Here is a 16738-nt window from a genome sequence, read left to right on the forward strand (position 1 = left end):
CCGCAGCCGGCGAACGCGTCAGCGGTTCGACGGGAAGCTGAACACCGTGCCTTCGCGCACGCCGGCCGACGGCCAGCGCTGCGTGATGGTCTTGCGCTTCGTGTAGAACCGCACCGCATCCGGGCCGTATGCGTGCAGGTCGCCGAACAGCGAGCGCTTCCAGCCGCCGAACGAGTGGTACGCGACCGGCACCGGCAGCGGCACGTTGATGCCGACCATGCCGATCTGGATGTTGTCGCTGAAGTAGCGCGCCGCTTCGCCGTCGCGCGTGAACAGGCACGTGCCGTTGCCGTATTCGTGCGCGTCGATCAGCGCCATCGCCTCGTCGAGCGACTTCCGGCGGATCACGCCGAGCACCGGCCCGAAGATCTCGTGCTGATAGATCGGCATGCCGGGCTTCACGTTGTCGAACAGGCACGGGCCGAGGTAGTAGCCGCCGTCGTGGCCGTCGACCTTCACGCCGCGGCCGTCGACGACGAGCGTCGCGCCCGCTTCCACACCTGCGTCGACGAAGCTCGTCACCTTGTCGAAATGCTGCTTCGTGACGAGCGGCCCCATGTCGACGCCGGCGCCGTTGCCCGGGCCGACCTTCATCTTCGCGATCTCGGCCTTCAGCCCTTCGACCACCTTGTCGCCGGTTTCGTCGCCGATCGCGACGACCAGCGGAATCGCCATGCAGCGCTCGCCGCAGGAACCGTACGCGGCGCCCATCAGCGCGTTCACCGCGTTGCCGATGTCGGCGTCGGGCATCACGACCGCGAAGTTCTTCGCGCCGCCGAGTGCCTGCACGCGCTTGCCGTGCGCGCAGCCGGTCGAGTAGATGTATTCCGCGATCGGCGTCGAGCCGACGAAGCTCACCGCCTTCACGCGCGGGTCGGTCAGGATCGTGTCGACCGCTTCCTTGTCGCCGTTCACGACGTTCAGCACGCCCGGCGGCAGGCCGGCTTCGAGCGCCAGCTCGGCCATGCGCAGCGTCGACGACGGCGTGCGCTCGGACGGCTTCAGCACGAACGTGTTGCCGCACGCGACCGCCATCGGCCACATCCACAGCGGCACCATCACCGGGAAGTTGAACGGCGTGATGCCGGCGGCGACGCCGAGCGCCTGGAACTCGCTCCACGAATCGATCGCGGGGCCGACGTTCTTGCTGTGCTCGCCCTTCAGCAGCTCAGGCACGTAGGTCGCGTATTCGACGTTCTCGATCCCGCGTTGCAGTTCGCCCATCGCGTCGGCGAGCACCTTGCCGTGCTCGGCGGTGATCAGCGCGCAGAGTTCGTCCGCATGCTCCTCGAGCAGCGTCTTGAAGCGGCTCATCACGCGCGCCCGCTTCAGCGGCGGCGTATTGCGCCACGCCGGGAACGCGGCCTGCGCGGACGCGATCGCGGCTTCGACGGTCAGCTTGTCGGCGAGTGCGACGCTCTTGTGCGACTCGCCCGTCGCCGGGTCGAACACCGGCTGGACGCGGCTGCCGCCGTCGACGCGCTTGCCGTCGATCAGGTGGCCGACGGTGGAGGTCACATTGCTGTCGTGTTTCATGTTTCGGGCCTTTCTTGAATTCGGTTGTCGCGGGGAACCGGCGCGGGTCAGTCGACTTCGTTCAGCGCGTCGGACAGCGCGTTCACGAGGTTGTCGATCTCGCGCTTCTCGGCGATGAACGGCGGCGCGAGCTGGATCGTGTCGCCGCCGTAGCGCACGTAGAAGCCCTTCGCCCAGCAGCGCATCGCGATCTCGTACGGGCGCCGTGCCGGCTCGCCCGGCAGCGCGGCGATCGTCAGGCCGGCCGCGAGCCCGTAGTTGCGGATGTCGGTGATGTGGCGCTGGCCCTTCAGCCCGTGCACGGCCGCCTCGAAATGCGGCGCGAGATCGCGCACGCGGGCCACCGCGTCTTCCTTCACGAGCAGGTCGAGCGCCGCGACGCCGGCCGCGCAGGCCACCGGATGCGCCGAATACGTGTAGCCGTGCGGGAACTCGAGCATGTACTCGGGGCCGCCCGCGGCCATGAAGGTGTCGTAGATTTCCTTGGTCGCGATCACGCCGCCGAGCGGCTGCACGCCGTTCGTCACCTGTTTCGCGAAGTTCATGATGTCCGGCACCACGCCGAACGCGTCGGCGCCCGTCATCGCGCCGGCACGGCCGAAGCCCGTGATGACCTCGTCGAAGATCAGCAGGATGTCGTGCGCGGTACAGATGTCGCGCAGGCGCTTCAGATAGCCCTGCGGCGGGATCACCACGCCCGCCGAGCCGGAGAACGGCTCGACGATCACGGCCGCGATGTTCGATGCGTCGTGCAGCGCGATCAGGTCGAGCAGACGGTCGGCCAGGTCGGCGCCGTTCTCGGGCATTCCGCGCGAGAACCTGTTCTCGGCAAGTTGCGTGTGCGGCAGGAAATCGGCGTCGATGCCCTGGCCGAACAGCTTGCGGTTCGCGCCGATCCCGCCGACCGAGATGCCGCCGTAGTTCACGCCGTGATAGCCCTTCTCGCGGCCGATCAGGCGCGTCTTGGTGCCCTTGCCCTTCGCGCGCCAGTACGCGCGGGCCATCTTCAGCGACGTATCGGCCGCTTCCGAACCCGAGCCGGTGAAGAACACGTAGTCGAGGCCGGCCGGCGTCAGGTCCTTGATCTTGTTCGCGAGCTCGAACGACTTCGGATGGCCGAACTGGAACGCCGGCGCGTAGTCGAGCTGCGCGACCTGGCGGCTCACGGCTTCGGTGATCTCGGCACGGCCGTGACCGAGGCCGGTGCACCACAGGCCCGACAGGCCGTCGAAGATCTTGCGGCCTTCGCCATCGGTGTAATACGCATCCTTCGCCGCCACGATCATGCGCGGGTCGGACTTGAACTGGCGGTTCGCCGTGAACGGCATCCAGTGGGCGTCGAGCCACGCGGCGTCGGTGCGGAGGGTCGTCTCTTCCTGCTGCTTGGCGATGGTCGTATCGGTCATGTCGGTCGGCGCGGCGCGCCCCTCCTTCTTATGTTGATGTTGCGCATTGTCGGCACGCCAATTAGTCTTTTGAATATCGCAATATCAATGTTCACTTGCTCAAGTATGCAAGCAAAGAAACCGAAGAGCCGCGCGCTGCTCGGGCAGCTCAGCGACATGGATCTGCGGCTGCTGCGAGTCTTCAAGGGCGTCGTCCAGTGCGGCGGGATGGCAGCCGCCGAACTCGAGCTGAATATCGGCATCTCGACGATCAGCCGGCACGTGAAGGACCTCGAAACGCGCCTCGGCCTCGTGCTGTGCCGGCGCGGCCGCGCGGGCTTCACGCTGACCGCGGAGGGACAGACCGTGTACGAGGAAACCCTGCGGCTGCTCGCATCGATGGAAGCATTTCGCAGCAGGATCGACGGCATTCACGACACGATGGGCGGGGAACTGCACGTCGCGGTGTTCGACAAGACGGCCACCAACGCGAACGCGCGGCTCGGCGACGCGATCCGCCAGTTCGCGGACGAAGCCCCGGCCGTCGCGCTGAACCTGCACGTCGCGTCGATCAACGAGGTCGAGCGCGGGATCATCGACGGCAGCTATCAGGTCGGGATCATCCCCGCGCACCGCAACTCGGGCAGCCTCGTGTATTCGGAACTGTTCGACGAGCGGATGCTGCTGTACTGCGGCCGCCAGCATCCGCTGTTCGACGCGCCGCACGGCAAGCTCACGTGGACGACGATCCGCAACCACGCGTTCGCCGGGCTCGGCTTCCACTCGCCGAACATGGAATTGAGCCATCGCGCGAAGCTCACGCGCAGCGCGACCGCGTCGGACCAGGAATCGATCGCGACGCTGATCCTCTCCGGCCGCTATCTCGGCTTCCTGCCCGACCATTACGCGGAGAGCTTCGAAAACAAGGGATTGATGCAGGCGATCGCGCCGCACCGGTTCAACTACCGGTGCCGCTTCGTGAGCCTGCTGCGGCGCTCGCCGCGGCCGTCGCGGGCGGCATTGCTGTTCCAGTCGTGCCTCGAAGCCGCGCATGCGGCGGACCGGCCGGGCGGCAATGACGGCGAAGGTGACGCCTAGCAGCCCGCCTCAGGCGTCGCCTGCGCCGCCAGCCGGCTGCGACCGGCGCCGCATCTGCATCACGAAATACACGGCGACCAGCGCGGCCGCGAACCCGGACGCCGCGCCCACCCCGAGCGCCCAGCGCGGGCCGAGATGGTTCGCGACCCACCCCGCGACCGGTGCGCCGATCGGCGTGCCGCCGAACGCGACCGCGAGGCGCAGCGCCATCACGCGGCCGCGCATCGCGGGTTCGGTCGACAGCTGCATCAGCGCATTGGTCGACGTGGTGAACGTCATCGCGGCGATCCCCGTCAGCACCAGCGCCGCCGCGAACAGCCAGTAGCTCGGCGCGAGCGCGCCCAGCGTGCAGCCGACGCCGAACATCGACGCCCCGATCCACAAATGCCGGAACAGCGGCCGTTCGCGGCGCGCCGCGAGCAGCGCGCCGGTGATCGTGCCGACCGCCATCATCGACGACAGGATGCCGAAGCCGCGCGCATCGACGTGGAATACGCCCGCCGCCATCGTCGAGATGAACAGCGGGAAATTCAGCCCGAAGGTGCCGATCAGGAACAGCATCGCGAGCGTTGCCTTCAGGTCCGGGCGCTGCCATACGTAGCGAAACCCGTCGAGCAGGCTGCCGCGCGTATGGCCGGCGCGCGCGTTGTCGCGCAGCTCGCCGGCGCGCAGCAGCGACAGCGACGCCAGCACCGCGATGAAGCTGACACCGTTGAGCAGGAACGCCCAGCCGGTGCCGACCGACGCGATGATGAAGCCGGCGGCCGCCGGCCCGATCATCCGTGCCGCGTTGAACGACGTCGAATTGAGTGCGACCGCGTTCGCCAGTTCGCGGTCGCCGACCAGCTCCGCGACGAAGGTCTGCCGCACCGGCGCATCGAACGCCGACGCACAGCCGAACAGGAACGCGAACAGATAGACGTGCCACAGCTGCACGACGCCCGTGACGGTTAACAGCCCCAGCGCGAGCGCGAGGCCGCCCATCAGTGCCTGCGTGGTCATCAGCAGCCGGCGCTGGTTGAAACGGTCGGCCGCATAGCCGGTCCACGGCAACAGCAGGAGCTGCGGGCCGAACTGCAGCGACATCACGATGCCGACCGCCGACGCATCGTGGTGCGTGAGCTGCGTGAGCACCAGCCAGTCCTGCGCGGTGCGCTGGATCCACGTGCCGACGTTGGACACCAGCGCGCCGGCCGCCCACACACGGTAGTTGAAACTGCGCAGCGAGCGGAACACGCCCGCGGCCGGCACGCTCATCGCCGCTCCGGGGCGTTGCCGCCATGCAGCGCGCCGAAGTGACGCGAGAGAAATAGGCCGAGCGCCAGCACGCCGAGGCCGACGGCGGCCGCGTCGGCCGTGCGCGCGAGGTCGAACTCCCCGACCCGGCGCAACAGTGCATAGCCGATCGCCAGATTGACGACGCCCCACACGACGTTCACCGTCGACGACGACAGCCCGCGGCCGGGCGGATCCGCGAATGGTGTCTGGAACGGCTCGCCGCGCAATCCGCTGACGAGATGCGGGACGGCATTCGCGAGGAAAGCGCCGCCGAAAAAGTACGACACGAGATGCAGGATGTTCATGGTCGAGCGTTCCCCCCGCAGGGCGGGTTCATCGGATTCGTGAGGATTTACGAGCGCGCCGCGTCCTGGAATTCCGCGAGCCGCTGCAGCAGTTGCACGGCCGACGCGAGTTCGGCCTGCTCCCGCGCCGACAGCTGCGCATGCAGCGCGCGGAACAGCCAGTCGTCCTTGGCCGCGCGGTTGGCCTGCAGCCGCTTGCGGAAATCGGGCGTGAGCGCGATCAGCGTCTGCCGGCCGTCGGTCGGATCGGGCGCGCCGCTGACGGCGCCCATCGTTTCCAGCGTCGCCACCGTCATGCGCATCGACTGCGGCCGTACGCTTTCCGCACGCGCGAGCGCGGAGACGGTCGCGGGGCCGTCGCGGTCGAGCCGCAACAGCACCGACTTCTGCGAGGACGTGAGGTCGTTCGGATGGGTTTGCTCGCGCATCCGCCGCATCAGCTTGCTGACCGAGATGCGGAGTTCGCCGGCGAGACCGGCCAGATGCGGCGCGTCGGGGGACGAAGATGGCGTGTTCATGAATTCAAGATAGCATATCTACAGCAAAACTGTACAGTTTGACTGTAGATACAGGCGCAGGGTGCATGCTGCGCCGATCGCGCGGCGTCGTGGGCGATCCGTCCTCGCTCTGCCGCCGGAGCCGGCTCTGCGATAATGCGCACTTCCCGTTTCCGCTCCATCGCCCGCCATGACGCAGCCGTCCGCCCCGCTCTCCACCGACCTGCCGCCGATTTCGTGCCTGCCCGGCGACGCGCTGCCGTGGCTGCCGATGAGCGCCGACCTGCCAGGGCTCGCGATCAAGTATCTGCACATCAATGCAGCCGAGGACACGCTCACCGCGCTGCTGAAGATGCCGGCCGGCGGCACGCTGCCGCGCCATCGGCACGACGGCGAGGTATTCGTCCATACGCTGCAGGGGGCGTGGCGCTATCGCGAGTACGAGTGGATCGCGCAGGCCGGCTCGACGGTGCTCGAACCGGCCGGCTCCGTGCATACGCCGGAAACGCTCGGCGCGCCCGGCGACGACGTCATCACGCTGAACGTGATGCGCGGCGACCTGGTGCTGCTCGACGACGACGGCCGCGAGACCGCGCGCGAAAATTGCCGGGTCGCGCTGCTGCGCCAGCGCAAGCATGCGCGTACGGCGCCGAACCACGCGACGGCGTTCGTCACGCGTTAGGACCGGAGCATCGGCGCGGGCGAACCGCATCGAGCCGGATCCCGTTCCGCGCGAACGCCCACCGGCGTGCGTTCCCCGCCAAACCGGCTTAACCGGCCAACCCGCTCATCACCGGAAACGCCTGAAGAACCGCCGAATATCGGCGGCCAGCAAGTCCGGCTCCTCCATCGCCGCGAAATGGCCGCCGCGCGGCATGTCGGTCCACTGCACGACGTCGAACACGCGTTCGAGCCAACTGCGCGGAGGTCGGCTGATTTCTCTCGGAAAGCGCGCGAACGCAACCGGCGGCGCCACGCGTTGCCCGGCCGCGAAGCGCATCGGCTGCAGCCGGTTCTCCCAGTACATCTGCATCGACGAGCCGATGCAGCCGGTGAACCAGTAGAGCGAGATGCCGGTCAGCAGCGTGTCGTGCGAAAACCGGCGCGCGACGTCGCCGTCGCAATCGCTCCACGCGCGGAATTTTTCGGCGATCCATGCGGCCAGCCCGAGCGGCGAATCGTTGAGCGCGACGGCCAGTGTCTGCGGCTTCGTCATGTGAACGTGCGCGTAGGCGCCTTCCAGCGCGGCCCAGTCGCTGCGCTGCGTCAGGAATGCCTGCTCGTCGTCGGTCAGCGGCCGCGCGGCGTCGATCGCGGGTTCGTAGCTGCCCGGCAGGTAGTTCAGATGGATGCCGTCGACCACGCCGTCGTGACGCGCGCCGAGCGCGATGGACACGCCCGCGCCGATATCGCCGCCCTGCGCGCCGAACCGCCGGTAGCCGAGACCGGACATCAATTCCGCCCAGCAGTCGGCGACCTGAAACGCCGACGTACCGGGTGCCGCCGGTGCCGGAGAAAACAGGAAACCGGGCAGCGACGGTGCGACGATGTCGAACGCGTCGTCCGGATCGCCGCCGAACGCGGCCGGGTCGCACAAGCGGTCGATCAGCGCATGGAATTCGAATGCGGATCCCGGCCAGCCATGCGTGACGACTAGCGGATAGGGTTTGGGCCCCGTGCCGCGCCGATGCACGAGATGCACACGCCGGCCGCCGACGTCCGCGACGAACTGCGGCAGCCGGTTCAGCGCCCGTTCCGCCGCACGCCAATCGAAGCCGTCGGCCCAGTACGCAGCGAGTTCGCGCAGCCACGTGCCGTCGACGCCCTGCTGCCACGGCTCGGCGGGCGTCAGATGCGGCGCGCGGCCAGCGCGCAGGCGCCGACGCAAGTCGTCAAGCGCGTGGTCGGGGATTGCAATCTGGAACGGCTCGACGTGCATGGTGCCTCCTCGCGACGGATATCGACGGGATTCTGCGCGAATTCGCGCGATTTTGCCGACCCGCGCTGAACAGCCCCGGCGGCCCGTCAGCCCGCTTCGCGCGCCTCATTGCGCTTGTCCTCCCGCGCATCCCCCCGCGCGTCGCGCCTGACCGCCTGCGGCGGCACGCCGAACCCGCGCACGAACGCGTCGCGCAGGTGGCGCCGGTCGCGAAAGCCGTTCTCCCGCGCGATCACGTCGAGCGAATGCCGGCTCTGTTCGATCATCAGCCGCGCAGCCTCGAGCCGCAGCCGCTCGATTGCCTTGGCCGGCGACTGCCCGGTTTCGAGCGTGAACACCCGGCTGAACTGGCGCGGACTCAGATGCACGGCTTCCGCCAGTTCCTCGACGCTCAGCGCACGGCCGAGATTCTGCCGCGCATAGTTCAGCGCATTCTGGATCCGGTCCGATTTCGGCGCGAGATCCAGCATCTCCGAATGCTGCGACTGTCCGCCCGTGCGGCGCTGGTGCATGACCAGCTTGTGCGCGACCGAGCGCGCGGCGGCCGCGCCGAGATCCTTTTCCACCATCGCGAGCGCCAGGTCGAGGCCGGCCGTCATCCCGGCCGACGTCCAGATCGGTCCATCGACGATGTAGATGCGGTCTTCCTCGACGCGAATGTCCGGAAAGTGCGCCTGCATGTTACGGCCGTACGCCCAGTGCGTCGTCGCGCGGCGCTGTGCGAGCAGCCCGGCTTCGGCGAGCACGAACGCGCCCGTGCAGATGCCGGCGATCCGGCGCGCACGCGCGTTCGCGCGGCGCAGGAACGCGACGACGTCGACCGGCGCCGGCGACGCGAGCGGATCGTTGACGCCCGCGACGATCCACGTATCGACGTCGACTCGGCGCCCGCGCAGCGCGCGCGTCGCGACCGGCAGCCCGAGCGACGAGCGTACGTCGCCACCGTCGATGGAATAGTTGTCCATCACGTAGAACGGCTCGCCCGTGGCCAGATTCGCGTACTCGAACACGGACTGCGCGGCGAGCGCCATGATCTGGAAGCCGTCGCTGATCAGGAAGCCGATGCGGTGCATGCGCGTCTCCGGTGGCGGGCGCCGCGATGGACATGAACGTCACGATCGGCGGCCCGATGTCCTGAATCATACCCATCTACGTCATTTGTGTCGCCGCGATTCGAAGCCAGAATGTGTTCACGCACTCACCACTCTCTTCGACACGGAGCGACATCATGACTGAAGCACATCGCGGTACCGCCGTCATCACCGGCGCATCGTCCGGCATCGGCGCGATCTATGCGGACCGGCTCGCGCGCCGCGGCTACGACCTGATCCTGGTCGCGCGCAATCGCGACCGGCTGGCCACCCTTGCCGAGCGCATCACGAACGACACGCAGCGCAGTGTCGAGATCGTCGGCGCGGACCTGAACGACCGCGCGGCGCTCGCCGCCGTCGAAGCGAAGCTGAAGCAGGACGCGAGCATCACGCTGCTCGTCAACAACGCGGGCATCGGCACGCACGCGCCGCTGCTCGACAGCGACGTCGACGCGATGACGCGGATGATCGACCTGAATGTGACCGCACTCACGCGCCTGACGTACGCTGCCGTGCCCGGCTTCGTCACGCGCGGCCGCGGTGCGGTGATCAACATCTCGTCGATCGTCGCGATCTCGCCGGAAACGCTCAATGGCGTGTACGGCGGCAGCAAGGCGTACGTGCTGGCGTTCAGCCAGTCGCTGCATCACGAGCTCGCCGACAAGGGCGTGCAGGTGCAGGCCGTGCTGCCCGGCGCGACGGCCACCGACTTCTGGCAGACCGCCGGCCTGCCGGTCGAGCACCTGCCGAAGGAGATCGTGATGTCGGCGTCGGATCTCGTCGATGCGGCGCTGGTCGGCTTCGAGCGCGGCGAACTCGTGACGATTCCGTCGCTGCATGCGGCTGACGAATGGGATGCGTACGAGACTGCGCGCCGCACGATGGCGCCGCACCTGTCGACGGACTCGCCGGCGCCGCGTTACGCGGCTACGCGGTAGTTTGTTGGTAGCCGCGTCGCGGCCCATGTGGTTCGAGGCGCGACGCGGACTTCGTACTGCCAGTCGTTGCCGGCTTCGGCAGAGCGATCGAGACCGTGGCGGCTCGAACCCCGGGCATTGCCGATGGACCGCCGCAGGTGCTGGCGCGAACGGACACGGCCGCATCCGGATCGACACGTATCGGGCTCAGTCGCACACGCCGACTTGCGTGCACCGCATCGATGCCTCAACCGGTCAACGCGACGCGTGCGCCGTGTCTCCCGAAGCCGCGCGCACACCCAGCAACATCGCCACCGCGCACGCGGCAAGCAACGCCGAATCCATGTTGGGCGGGCACGAAACGCAACGCCGGTCGCCGCCGCCCGCGGGCAGCGACCGGCAGGCAATCACGCGCGCTGCGCGGCTTCGCCCTTCACGCCGAGCATCAGCGCGGCGCCGCTCAGTGCGAGCAGCGCGGCCAGCAGGTACACGGCGAGATCCATGCTGCCGGTGCGCGTGCGGATCAGTCCGATCACCCACGGGCTGACGATGCCGCTCGTGATGCCGATGCTGCTGATCAGCGCGATCCCGGCCGCGGCCGCGTTGCCCGACAGGTAGCGCGTCGGCACGGCCCAGAAGATCGGCAGCGCGGCGAAGATCAGCGTCGCCGCGATCGACAGGCACGCGAGCATCGCCGCGAAGCTGTGCAGGTGCAGCGTCAGCGCCGCGAGTGCGAGGCCGCCGCCGATCGTGCAGCACGCGAAGTGCTTGCGGCGCTCGCCGGTGCGGTCCGAGCGGCGCGCGATCAGGATCAGCCCGACCGCGCCGACCGCATTCGGCACGACCGTGTAGAGGCTCACGGCCACGACGTCGGTCACGCCGAAGTCGCGGATCATCAGCGGCATCCAGAAATTGAGCGTCAGCGATGCGCAGGTCAGCGAGAAATAGATGAACGCAAACAGGTAGACGCGCGGGTTCGCGAGCGCGGCGACCAGGCTGCGTCGGTCGTGCGCGCCCTGCGCACGGCCATCGGCGCACAGTGCGGCGACGCGCGCCTTTTCATCGGACGTGAGCCACGCGGCATCCTGCGGCCGGTCGACCAGATACGCGAATGCGAAGAATGCGAGCACGATCGCCGGCGCGCCTTCGATCGCGAACATCCACTGCCAGCCGTGCAGCCCGAGCACGCCGCTCATGTCGCGCATGATCCAGCCCGACATCAGGCCGCCGAGCACGCCCGCGATCGCGACGCCCGCGAAGAACACCGAGATCGCCGCCGCGCGCCGGTTCGCCGGGAACCAGTAGGACAGATACAGCACGATGCCGGGGAAGAAGCCGGCCTCGAACACGCCGAGCAGGAAGCGCAGCACGTAGAAATGCGACGGCTGCGACACGAACATCATCGCGGTGGACGCGAGGCCCCACAGCAGCATGATCCGCGTGAACGTGCGGCGCGCGCCGAAACGCGCGAGCAGCAGGTTGCTCGGCACCTCGCAGAACACGTAGCCGATGTAGAACACCGCGGCGCCGAGGCCGTACATCGCATCGCTGAAACCGAGGTCGTGCTTCATCTGCAACTGCGCGAAGCCGATATTGATGCGGTCGAGGAACGACACGACGTAACAGAGGAACAGGAACGGCACGATACGCCACGCGATCTTGCGGAACAGCAGCGCGTCGCCGGCCTCGTCCGTGGAAACGGAAGCGGAAGCGGAAGCCGGCGCCGCGACACTCGCGTGCGCGGCCGCCGCTTCGGCGGGAAGCGATTGGGGCATGTCTCTCTCCAAACGGGCCGCGCGATTCGAGCGCGCAGCAGTCTCCGAGGGCGTGCGTGCGCCCTGCTTTCTTGTGAGATCGGAACTCGGCTCGCTGAACCGCGGCGCGATGCCGCCGCCGTTCAACGGCCTTCAGGAAAACGGCAGGACGTCCGCCGGGACGCGCCGCCGTCGTGACCCGCTCAGTCCTGCAGCGCGTCCCACATTTCCTTGTCGCGCTGCGCGGTCCAGATGCGCGGATGCGTGATGCCGCTCGCCTCGTCGAACGCGCGCGACACGTCGAACGGCAAACAGTGCTCGTAGATGAACACGTGGCCGAACTTCGGATCCATCGCTTCGCGCGTGAGCGCCATCGACGCCTTCAGGTCGAGCTGGCGTTCGACCGCCTTGCGGCCCTGCGCGAGCAGCGTCGTCACGAAGTCCTTCGTGTAGTCGAGACCCTTGTTCACGTCGGCCGGATTCAGCAGCGCGGGGCCGCGGCCCGGCACGAGCTTTTCCGCGCCGAGCGCGCGCAGCGCCTCCAGCGTGGTCGGCCACTGTTCGAGCTGTGCGTCGCCGCAATAGCAAGCGGCGTCGTATTCGACCAGATCGCCCGAGAACAGCACCTTCTGCGACGGCAGCCAGACGATCGTGTCGCCCTTCGTATGGCCCGAGCCGACGTGCATGATCTTCACTTCGAGCTTGCCGAGGAACAGCGTGATCTCGCGCTCGAACACGAGCGTCGGCCAGGTCAGGCCCGGCACCGTCTCGACGCCGGCGAACAGGCGCGGGAAGCGCTCGATCTCCGACTTCATGTCGGCCTCGCCGCGCTCGACGATCATTTCGTAGGTGCCGCGGCTCGCGATCACGTGCTGCGCGCCTTCGTCGAAATACGCGGATGCGCCGAGCACGCGCACCGCGTGGTAGTGCGACAGCACGACGTGCTTGATCGGCTTGTCGGTCACGCTGCGGATCTTCGCGATCAGGTCTTGCGCCATCGCGGGCGTCGCGGTCGTGTCGACGATCAGCACGCTGTCGTCGCCGATGATCACGCCCGAGTTCGGGTCGCCTTCGGCGGTGTACGCGTACGTGTTCTCGGACAGCTGCGTCCAGGTGACTTTCTTCTCTTCCAGATCGGCTTGGGAGGCGAATGCTTTGGCCATTGTGCGTTCCGTGGCTGCGAGCCATGTGTTGAGGGGGAATGGGCCGATCATCGGCCTGCGCGAAATATTTGTCAATGACAAAGTCACTTGCTATTGTCTAATACGGGTAAACCTGCGGGCTGGCGCGCATGGCGCGGGAAATGGCGTCGGATACCATGCGGGGTTTCGTCAACGGAAGAATCATCGCGTGCAGAACCACGAAGTCAGCGCAGACGACGCGCCGCCCAAGGCGCAGCGCGGAATCCAGAGCGTCGAGGTCGGCGGCCGGCTGCTCGACGCGCTCGCGCGCCGGCGCAAGCCGCTTGGGCTGTCGGAGCTGGCGGCCGAGGCCGACCTGTCGACTGCGCAGGCGCACACCTATCTCGTGAGCCTGACGCGGCTCGCGCTCGTCAAACGCGATGCGCTCACCGGCAACTACGAGCCGGGGCCGCTGTCGCTGCGGCTCGGGCTGATGTCGATCGAGCGGCAGCCGGCCTATCGCGCGGCGCTGCCGCACGCGGCGCGGCTCGCGGAAGCGGTCGGCCTGAGCGTCGCGCTGTCGGTGCCGGGCGCGCTCGGGCCGACGATCGTGCGCATCGAGCACGGCGGCTATCCGCTGCACGTGAACCTGCACGTCGGCTCGGTGATGTCGCTCGACACGACGGCCACCGGCCGCGTGTTCCGCGCCTTCGGCGACCCGGCGCAACTCGACGCGATGGCGGCCAGCCAGGCCGGCGCGGGCAACACGCTCGCGGGCGCGGAAGGCGACCAGCCGACGTCCGATGCCCGCGCATGGCAGGCCGAACTCGCAGCGATCCGCACGCGCGGGATCGAACGCGGCGTCGATCGGCCGAGCCCGGGCGTCAGCGCGATGTGCGTGCCGGTGCTCGACGCTCACGGCCGGCTGGAACTCGCGCTGACCGTGATCGGTTCGACCGCGTCGATCGACGTCGGCTGGGACGGCCCGATCGCGACCGCGCTGCGCGATGCGGCGCGGCAGGCGACCGCGTCGCTCGGCGAGGGGCGCGACGTGCCGCAACTCGGTAGCGCGTCGCCCGCGACTGCCGCCGCCCAGCGCATGCCGCCCGCGCTTGCCGACGACGCGAAGGCGCAGCGCGGCATCAACGCGCTGGACAGCACCGGCGAGCTGCTGCTCGCGCTCGTGTCGGCGGGCCGCGCGCTGCCGCTGCGCGATCTCGCGGCGGCGGCCGGCATGCCGGCCGCGAAGGCGTTTCCGCATCTGGTGAGCCTGCAGAAGATCGGCCTGCTGAGCCGCGACGACGCCGGCTGCTTCGGCGGCGGCCCGCTCGGCCAGGCGCTCGGGCTGATCGCAATGCAGCGCGTGTCGCCGACGCGCGACGCGGAAGCCGAAATCGTCGCGCTGGCGGCCGCGACCGACATGAGCGTGGCCGCGGCGACGCTCGGGCCGCTCGGGCCGACCGTGATCCGCCTCGAGGAATCGGCGCGCCCGCAGCACGTGAGCCTGCAGGTCGGCACGGTGATGTCGCTCGTGAATACCGCGATCGGACGGATTTTCGCGGCCGGCATGTCCGACGACGTGCTGGCCGGCCTGCTGGCCGACGAGCCGGTGCGCCTCGCCGGCGGCACGACGCAGGTCGACGACGCATTCCGCGCGAGGCTCGCGACGATCCGCGCGGCCGGACTCGATTTCGCGTTCGACGCGCCGGTGCCGGGCATCGGGACGATCGCCGCGCCCGTGTTCGATCACACCGGCAGCATCCGGCTCGTGATCGCGATCATCGGCTCGTCACGCGGCTTCCCGCGCGGGCCGGACAGCGAACTCGCGCATACGCTGCTCGCCGCGACACGCCGCCTGTCGTGGCGGTTCGGGTGGATCGGCGGGTAAGCGCCGCGCCCCGTTACACCGCTTCTCTTTCCGCTCTGCTCCTTGAGATGAGGCCGCGTCGGCGGCGGCCTCGTCACGCCTGTGCGTCGCGTAAAAACGCGGCCCGGTTCATGTTGCGCAGCAGCAACAGAGACTGTCAGGAATTCTCATATAACGAAATCGCATTTCACAGAGCGGTGACGTTCCTTTATGATTAGGGTTATCCCTAACTCACCACCTGCAAGGGGTTTTATCATGCAAACGTCCAATGTCTCCGATCGTTCCACCCAATCCACTGGCTGGCTCGCACGTGTGAGCGAGCTGCTTGCGGAAGCCTGGGCACTGCACCTCGAGAACTGCGAAGTCATCGCTGAAGCGCACGCACGTCTGCCGCGCTAAGCGCCGCGACCGGCCGCCCGCCGGCGGCACGATATCCGGCCGATCCGCTTGCCGGGACGCGCGCCGCATGGCCGCCGCGTCCGGCAGGGTGTCGGAGAGAGACCGACAAAAAAGGGGCGAATGCCCCCGGTTGAAGCTGCTCGCGCGCTCGCTGTGAGCGCGGTTACGCCGATGTAGATACAGAGGCGGAGGCCGGTGCCGAACGTGTCGGCACGGTGTTGATTGCCGCTCGCCGGCGCACCCCGCCGCTGTACTTGCGACGCAGGTGTGCTGCTGCGCCCTTGAATCCGCGCCGGGCACCACGGAAGATTCATCCGTTTTTCCACCCCGCGCGCTTGTCCCGCCTGGATTCCGCCCCGAGCCGCGCGCACGGGCGCGACAGTCCGATTCCCGCCCTTCCTCCGCAGTGCCGCGAACCGCGTCGTCACGACGCTGCGGCGGCGCGCGGCCGCCGTCGTCACACCTGAATCGACGGCACGTCCTTCATGCACCGCAGCGCGAACATCGACCGGCTGTGACGGATGCTCGAAATCTTGTACAGCTTCTCCCGCAGGAAGCGCTCGTACCCTGCCGTCCCGTCCACCGCGACCTTGATCCAGTAGTCGTATTCACCCGACACCAGATACGCCTCGAGCACCTCCGGCAGCGCCGCGAGTTCCGCGCCGAAGCGCGCGAGCGCGTCGTCTTCGTGGCGATCGAGTGTGACTTCGAGGATCACGATGTCCGCGTAGCCGAGCATGCGCTGGTTGACCAGCGCGACGTAGCCATCGATGTAGCCGTCGAGTTCCAGTTGCCGCGTGCGGTTCCAGCAGGCGGTGGTCGACATGCCGATCTGTTCGGCCAGTTCGGCGTTCGACAGACGCGCATTTTTTTGCAGTGCACCGAGGATCTTGCGGTCCTGGTTGTCGAGGGTTTTAGGCGTGCGTTCGCGGGTAGCCATGGAAGAAAGAATCTTCTACTGAAAATCGGCATTCTATCTGAACAGCCTTCCGGTTTCGGGTCCGTTTTGCTGGAAAACAGGAAGCCTTTTAACCGGCCCGCTTGATACATTTTCCCCATGCCTGTCGTCCGGCACGCTCCCCGCGACAACCCCTTCGCAGCGGGCGCCCGACCGCAATCACGAGTTGCGGCGCCGGACACGCAGGCGTGCGATTCCCCGCCTCCCGCGCGGCCTATCCGGCTGCCGGCCCGGCGCCCGACTCCCTGTTCTCCGTACCATCCCGTCATGTCGTTCAGGCTTTATCTGTCGTTCCTCGCTGCATCCGCCGTCCTCATCTACGCCCCCGGCCCCGTCAACCTTCTCACCATGAACCAGGCCTTGCGCGCCGGCTGGCGCCGCGCGCTGCCGTGCGTGTGGGGCGGCACGCTCGCCGTGCTGCTGCAGCTCGCGCTCACCGCGCTGTGCCTGAATTCGCTGGTCCATCTCAACGAGCACGCACTGACCGTGCTGCGTTGGGCCGGCGCGGCCTACCTCGTCTGGCTCGGCTGCAAGCAATGGCTCAGCCGCGCGCCGGTTGCTGCGTCTGCTGCGCCTGCTGCCTCTGCTGCCTC

At 68.2% G+C, this 16738-nt stretch carries 16 protein-coding genes; 6 read left to right on the top strand and 10 right to left on the bottom strand.

Going from position 1 to position 16738, the window contains the following annotated elements:
* Positions 1–18 precede the first annotated feature (18 nt).
* Both C7H84_RS04335 and C7H84_RS04340 read right to left on the bottom strand, forming a co-directional pair.
* The gene (locus C7H84_RS04335) at positions 19–1536 is read right to left on the bottom strand and encodes a CoA-acylating methylmalonate-semialdehyde dehydrogenase (RefSeq protein ID WP_121857573.1); all 1518 of its coding nucleotides are present in this window, start codon (positions 1534–1536) and stop codon (positions 19–21) included.
* A 47-nt stretch (positions 1537–1583) separates the two neighbouring features.
* Positions 1584–2942 (bottom strand): aspartate aminotransferase family protein, encoded by a 1359-nt coding sequence (locus tag C7H84_RS04340; RefSeq protein ID WP_121857574.1) that lies wholly within the window; start codon positions 2940–2942, stop codon positions 1584–1586.
* A gap of 105 nt (positions 2943–3047) precedes the next feature.
* Between C7H84_RS04340 and C7H84_RS04345 the strand changes: the two genes are divergently transcribed.
* Positions 3048–4019, top strand: a complete 972-nt coding sequence (locus C7H84_RS04345) for a LysR family transcriptional regulator (RefSeq protein ID WP_205611390.1) — start codon at positions 3048–3050, stop codon at positions 4017–4019.
* 9 nt (positions 4020–4028) lie between these two features.
* On the opposite strand, the gene C7H84_RS04350 is transcribed toward C7H84_RS04345, so the two are convergent.
* Genes C7H84_RS04350 through C7H84_RS04360 form a run of 3 tightly spaced genes read right to left on the bottom strand, consistent with a single transcriptional unit; the run spans position 4029 to position 6120 of the window.
* Positions 4029–5276: an MFS transporter gene (locus C7H84_RS04350; protein ID WP_121857576.1), complete on the bottom strand. Its 1248-nt coding sequence runs from the start codon at positions 5274–5276 to the stop codon at positions 4029–4031.
* The gene (locus C7H84_RS04355; protein ID WP_121857577.1) at positions 5273–5602 is read right to left on the bottom strand and encodes a hypothetical protein; all 330 of its coding nucleotides are present in this window, start codon (positions 5600–5602) and stop codon (positions 5273–5275) included. Before C7H84_RS04355 ends, C7H84_RS04350 begins: the two co-directional genes overlap by 4 nt.
* A 47-nt stretch (positions 5603–5649) precedes the next feature.
* A complete protein-coding gene (locus C7H84_RS04360; RefSeq protein ID WP_121857578.1) occupies positions 5650–6120 on the bottom strand; it encodes a MarR family transcriptional regulator in 471 nt (156 codons plus the stop codon).
* Positions 6121–6289: 169 nt separating this feature from the next.
* On the opposite strand from C7H84_RS04360, the gene C7H84_RS04365 reads away from it, so the two are divergent.
* Positions 6290–6781: a 2,4'-dihydroxyacetophenone dioxygenase family protein gene (locus tag C7H84_RS04365; RefSeq protein ID WP_121857579.1), complete on the top strand. Its 492-nt coding sequence runs from the start codon at positions 6290–6292 to the stop codon at positions 6779–6781.
* Positions 6782–6889: 108 nt separating this feature from the next.
* On the opposite strand, the gene C7H84_RS04370 is transcribed toward C7H84_RS04365, so the two are convergent.
* Positions 6890–8038, bottom strand: coding sequence for an epoxide hydrolase family protein (locus C7H84_RS04370; protein WP_121857580.1), 1149 nt, complete (start codon positions 8036–8038; stop codon positions 6890–6892).
* 86 nt (positions 8039–8124) lie between these two features.
* Entirely contained in the window at positions 8125–9111 is a 987-nt protein-coding gene (locus tag C7H84_RS04375; protein WP_121857581.1) for a GlxA family transcriptional regulator, read from the bottom strand.
* Between the two features lie 155 nt (positions 9112–9266).
* Between C7H84_RS04375 and C7H84_RS04380 the strand changes: the two genes are divergently transcribed.
* A complete protein-coding gene (locus tag C7H84_RS04380; protein ID WP_121857582.1) occupies positions 9267–10067 on the top strand; it encodes an SDR family oxidoreductase in 801 nt (266 codons plus the stop codon).
* Positions 10068–10453: 386 nt separating this feature from the next.
* Here C7H84_RS04380 and C7H84_RS04385 read toward each other — a convergent pair whose 3' ends face one another.
* Both C7H84_RS04385 and C7H84_RS04390 read right to left on the bottom strand, forming a co-directional pair.
* Positions 10454–11821 carry an MFS transporter gene (locus tag C7H84_RS04385; RefSeq protein ID WP_121857583.1) on the bottom strand — a complete coding sequence of 456 codons (1368 nt, stop codon included), beginning with the start codon at positions 11819–11821 and terminating at the stop codon, positions 10454–10456.
* Between the two features lie 182 nt (positions 11822–12003).
* Positions 12004–12963, bottom strand: a complete 960-nt coding sequence (locus tag C7H84_RS04390) for an MBL fold metallo-hydrolase (RefSeq protein ID WP_121857584.1) — start codon at positions 12961–12963, stop codon at positions 12004–12006.
* Between the two features lie 187 nt (positions 12964–13150).
* On the opposite strand from C7H84_RS04390, the gene C7H84_RS04395 reads away from it, so the two are divergent.
* Positions 13151–14809, top strand: coding sequence for an IclR family transcriptional regulator C-terminal domain-containing protein (locus C7H84_RS04395; RefSeq protein WP_121857585.1), 1659 nt, complete (start codon positions 13151–13153; stop codon positions 14807–14809).
* Positions 14810–15043: 234 nt separating this feature from the next.
* The gene (locus C7H84_RS04400) at positions 15044–15187 is read left to right on the top strand and encodes a hypothetical protein (protein WP_162999171.1); all 144 of its coding nucleotides are present in this window, start codon (positions 15044–15046) and stop codon (positions 15185–15187) included.
* 457 nt (positions 15188–15644) lie between these two features.
* Here the strand turns inward: C7H84_RS04400 and C7H84_RS04405 are convergent, their stop codons facing one another.
* Entirely contained in the window at positions 15645–16127 is a 483-nt protein-coding gene (locus C7H84_RS04405) for an Lrp/AsnC family transcriptional regulator (RefSeq protein ID WP_010098798.1), read from the bottom strand.
* 117 nt (positions 16128–16244) lie between these two features.
* On the opposite strand from C7H84_RS04405, the gene C7H84_RS04410 reads away from it, so the two are divergent.
* Positions 16245–16738, top strand: a 494-nt coding sequence (locus C7H84_RS04410) for a LysE family translocator (RefSeq protein ID WP_240461959.1), incomplete at its 3' end; no start/stop codon positions are given.

Origin of the sequence: Burkholderia sp. Nafp2/4-1b, assembly GCF_003635165.1 — a bacterium.
Lineage (GTDB): Bacteria > Pseudomonadota > Gammaproteobacteria > Burkholderiales > Burkholderiaceae > Burkholderia.

Coding starts and splice junctions, on each gene's coding strand:
- C7H84_RS04345 (WP_205611390.1), top strand. CDS start 3,048: ATGCAAGCAAAGAAACCGAAGAGCCGCGCGCTGCTCGGGCAGCTCAGC.
- C7H84_RS04375 (WP_121857581.1), bottom strand. CDS start 9,111: ATGCACCGCATCGGCTTCCTGATCAGCGACGGCTTCCAGATCATGGCG.
- C7H84_RS04390 (WP_121857584.1), bottom strand. CDS start 12,963: ATGGCCAAAGCATTCGCCTCCCAAGCCGATCTGGAAGAGAAGAAAGTC.
- C7H84_RS04405 (WP_010098798.1), bottom strand. CDS start 16,127: ATGGCTACCCGCGAACGCACGCCTAAAACCCTCGACAACCAGGACCGC.
- C7H84_RS04335 (WP_121857573.1), bottom strand. CDS start 1,536: ATGAAACACGACAGCAATGTGACCTCCACCGTCGGCCACCTGATCGAC.
- C7H84_RS04385 (WP_121857583.1), bottom strand. CDS start 11,821: ATGCCCCAATCGCTTCCCGCCGAAGCGGCGGCCGCGCACGCGAGTGTC.
- C7H84_RS04365 (WP_121857579.1), top strand. CDS start 6,290: ATGACGCAGCCGTCCGCCCCGCTCTCCACCGACCTGCCGCCGATTTCG.
- C7H84_RS04370 (WP_121857580.1), bottom strand. CDS start 8,038: ATGCACGTCGAGCCGTTCCAGATTGCAATCCCCGACCACGCGCTTGAC.
- C7H84_RS04400 (WP_162999171.1), top strand. CDS start 15,044: ATGCAAACGTCCAATGTCTCCGATCGTTCCACCCAATCCACTGGCTGG.
- C7H84_RS04340 (WP_121857574.1), bottom strand. CDS start 2,942: ATGACCGATACGACCATCGCCAAGCAGCAGGAAGAGACGACCCTCCGC.
- C7H84_RS04355 (WP_121857577.1), bottom strand. CDS start 5,602: ATGAACATCCTGCATCTCGTGTCGTACTTTTTCGGCGGCGCTTTCCTC.
- C7H84_RS04350 (WP_121857576.1), bottom strand. CDS start 5,276: ATGAGCGTGCCGGCCGCGGGCGTGTTCCGCTCGCTGCGCAGTTTCAAC.
- C7H84_RS04380 (WP_121857582.1), top strand. CDS start 9,267: ATGACTGAAGCACATCGCGGTACCGCCGTCATCACCGGCGCATCGTCC.
- C7H84_RS04360 (WP_121857578.1), bottom strand. CDS start 6,120: ATGAACACGCCATCTTCGTCCCCCGACGCGCCGCATCTGGCCGGTCTC.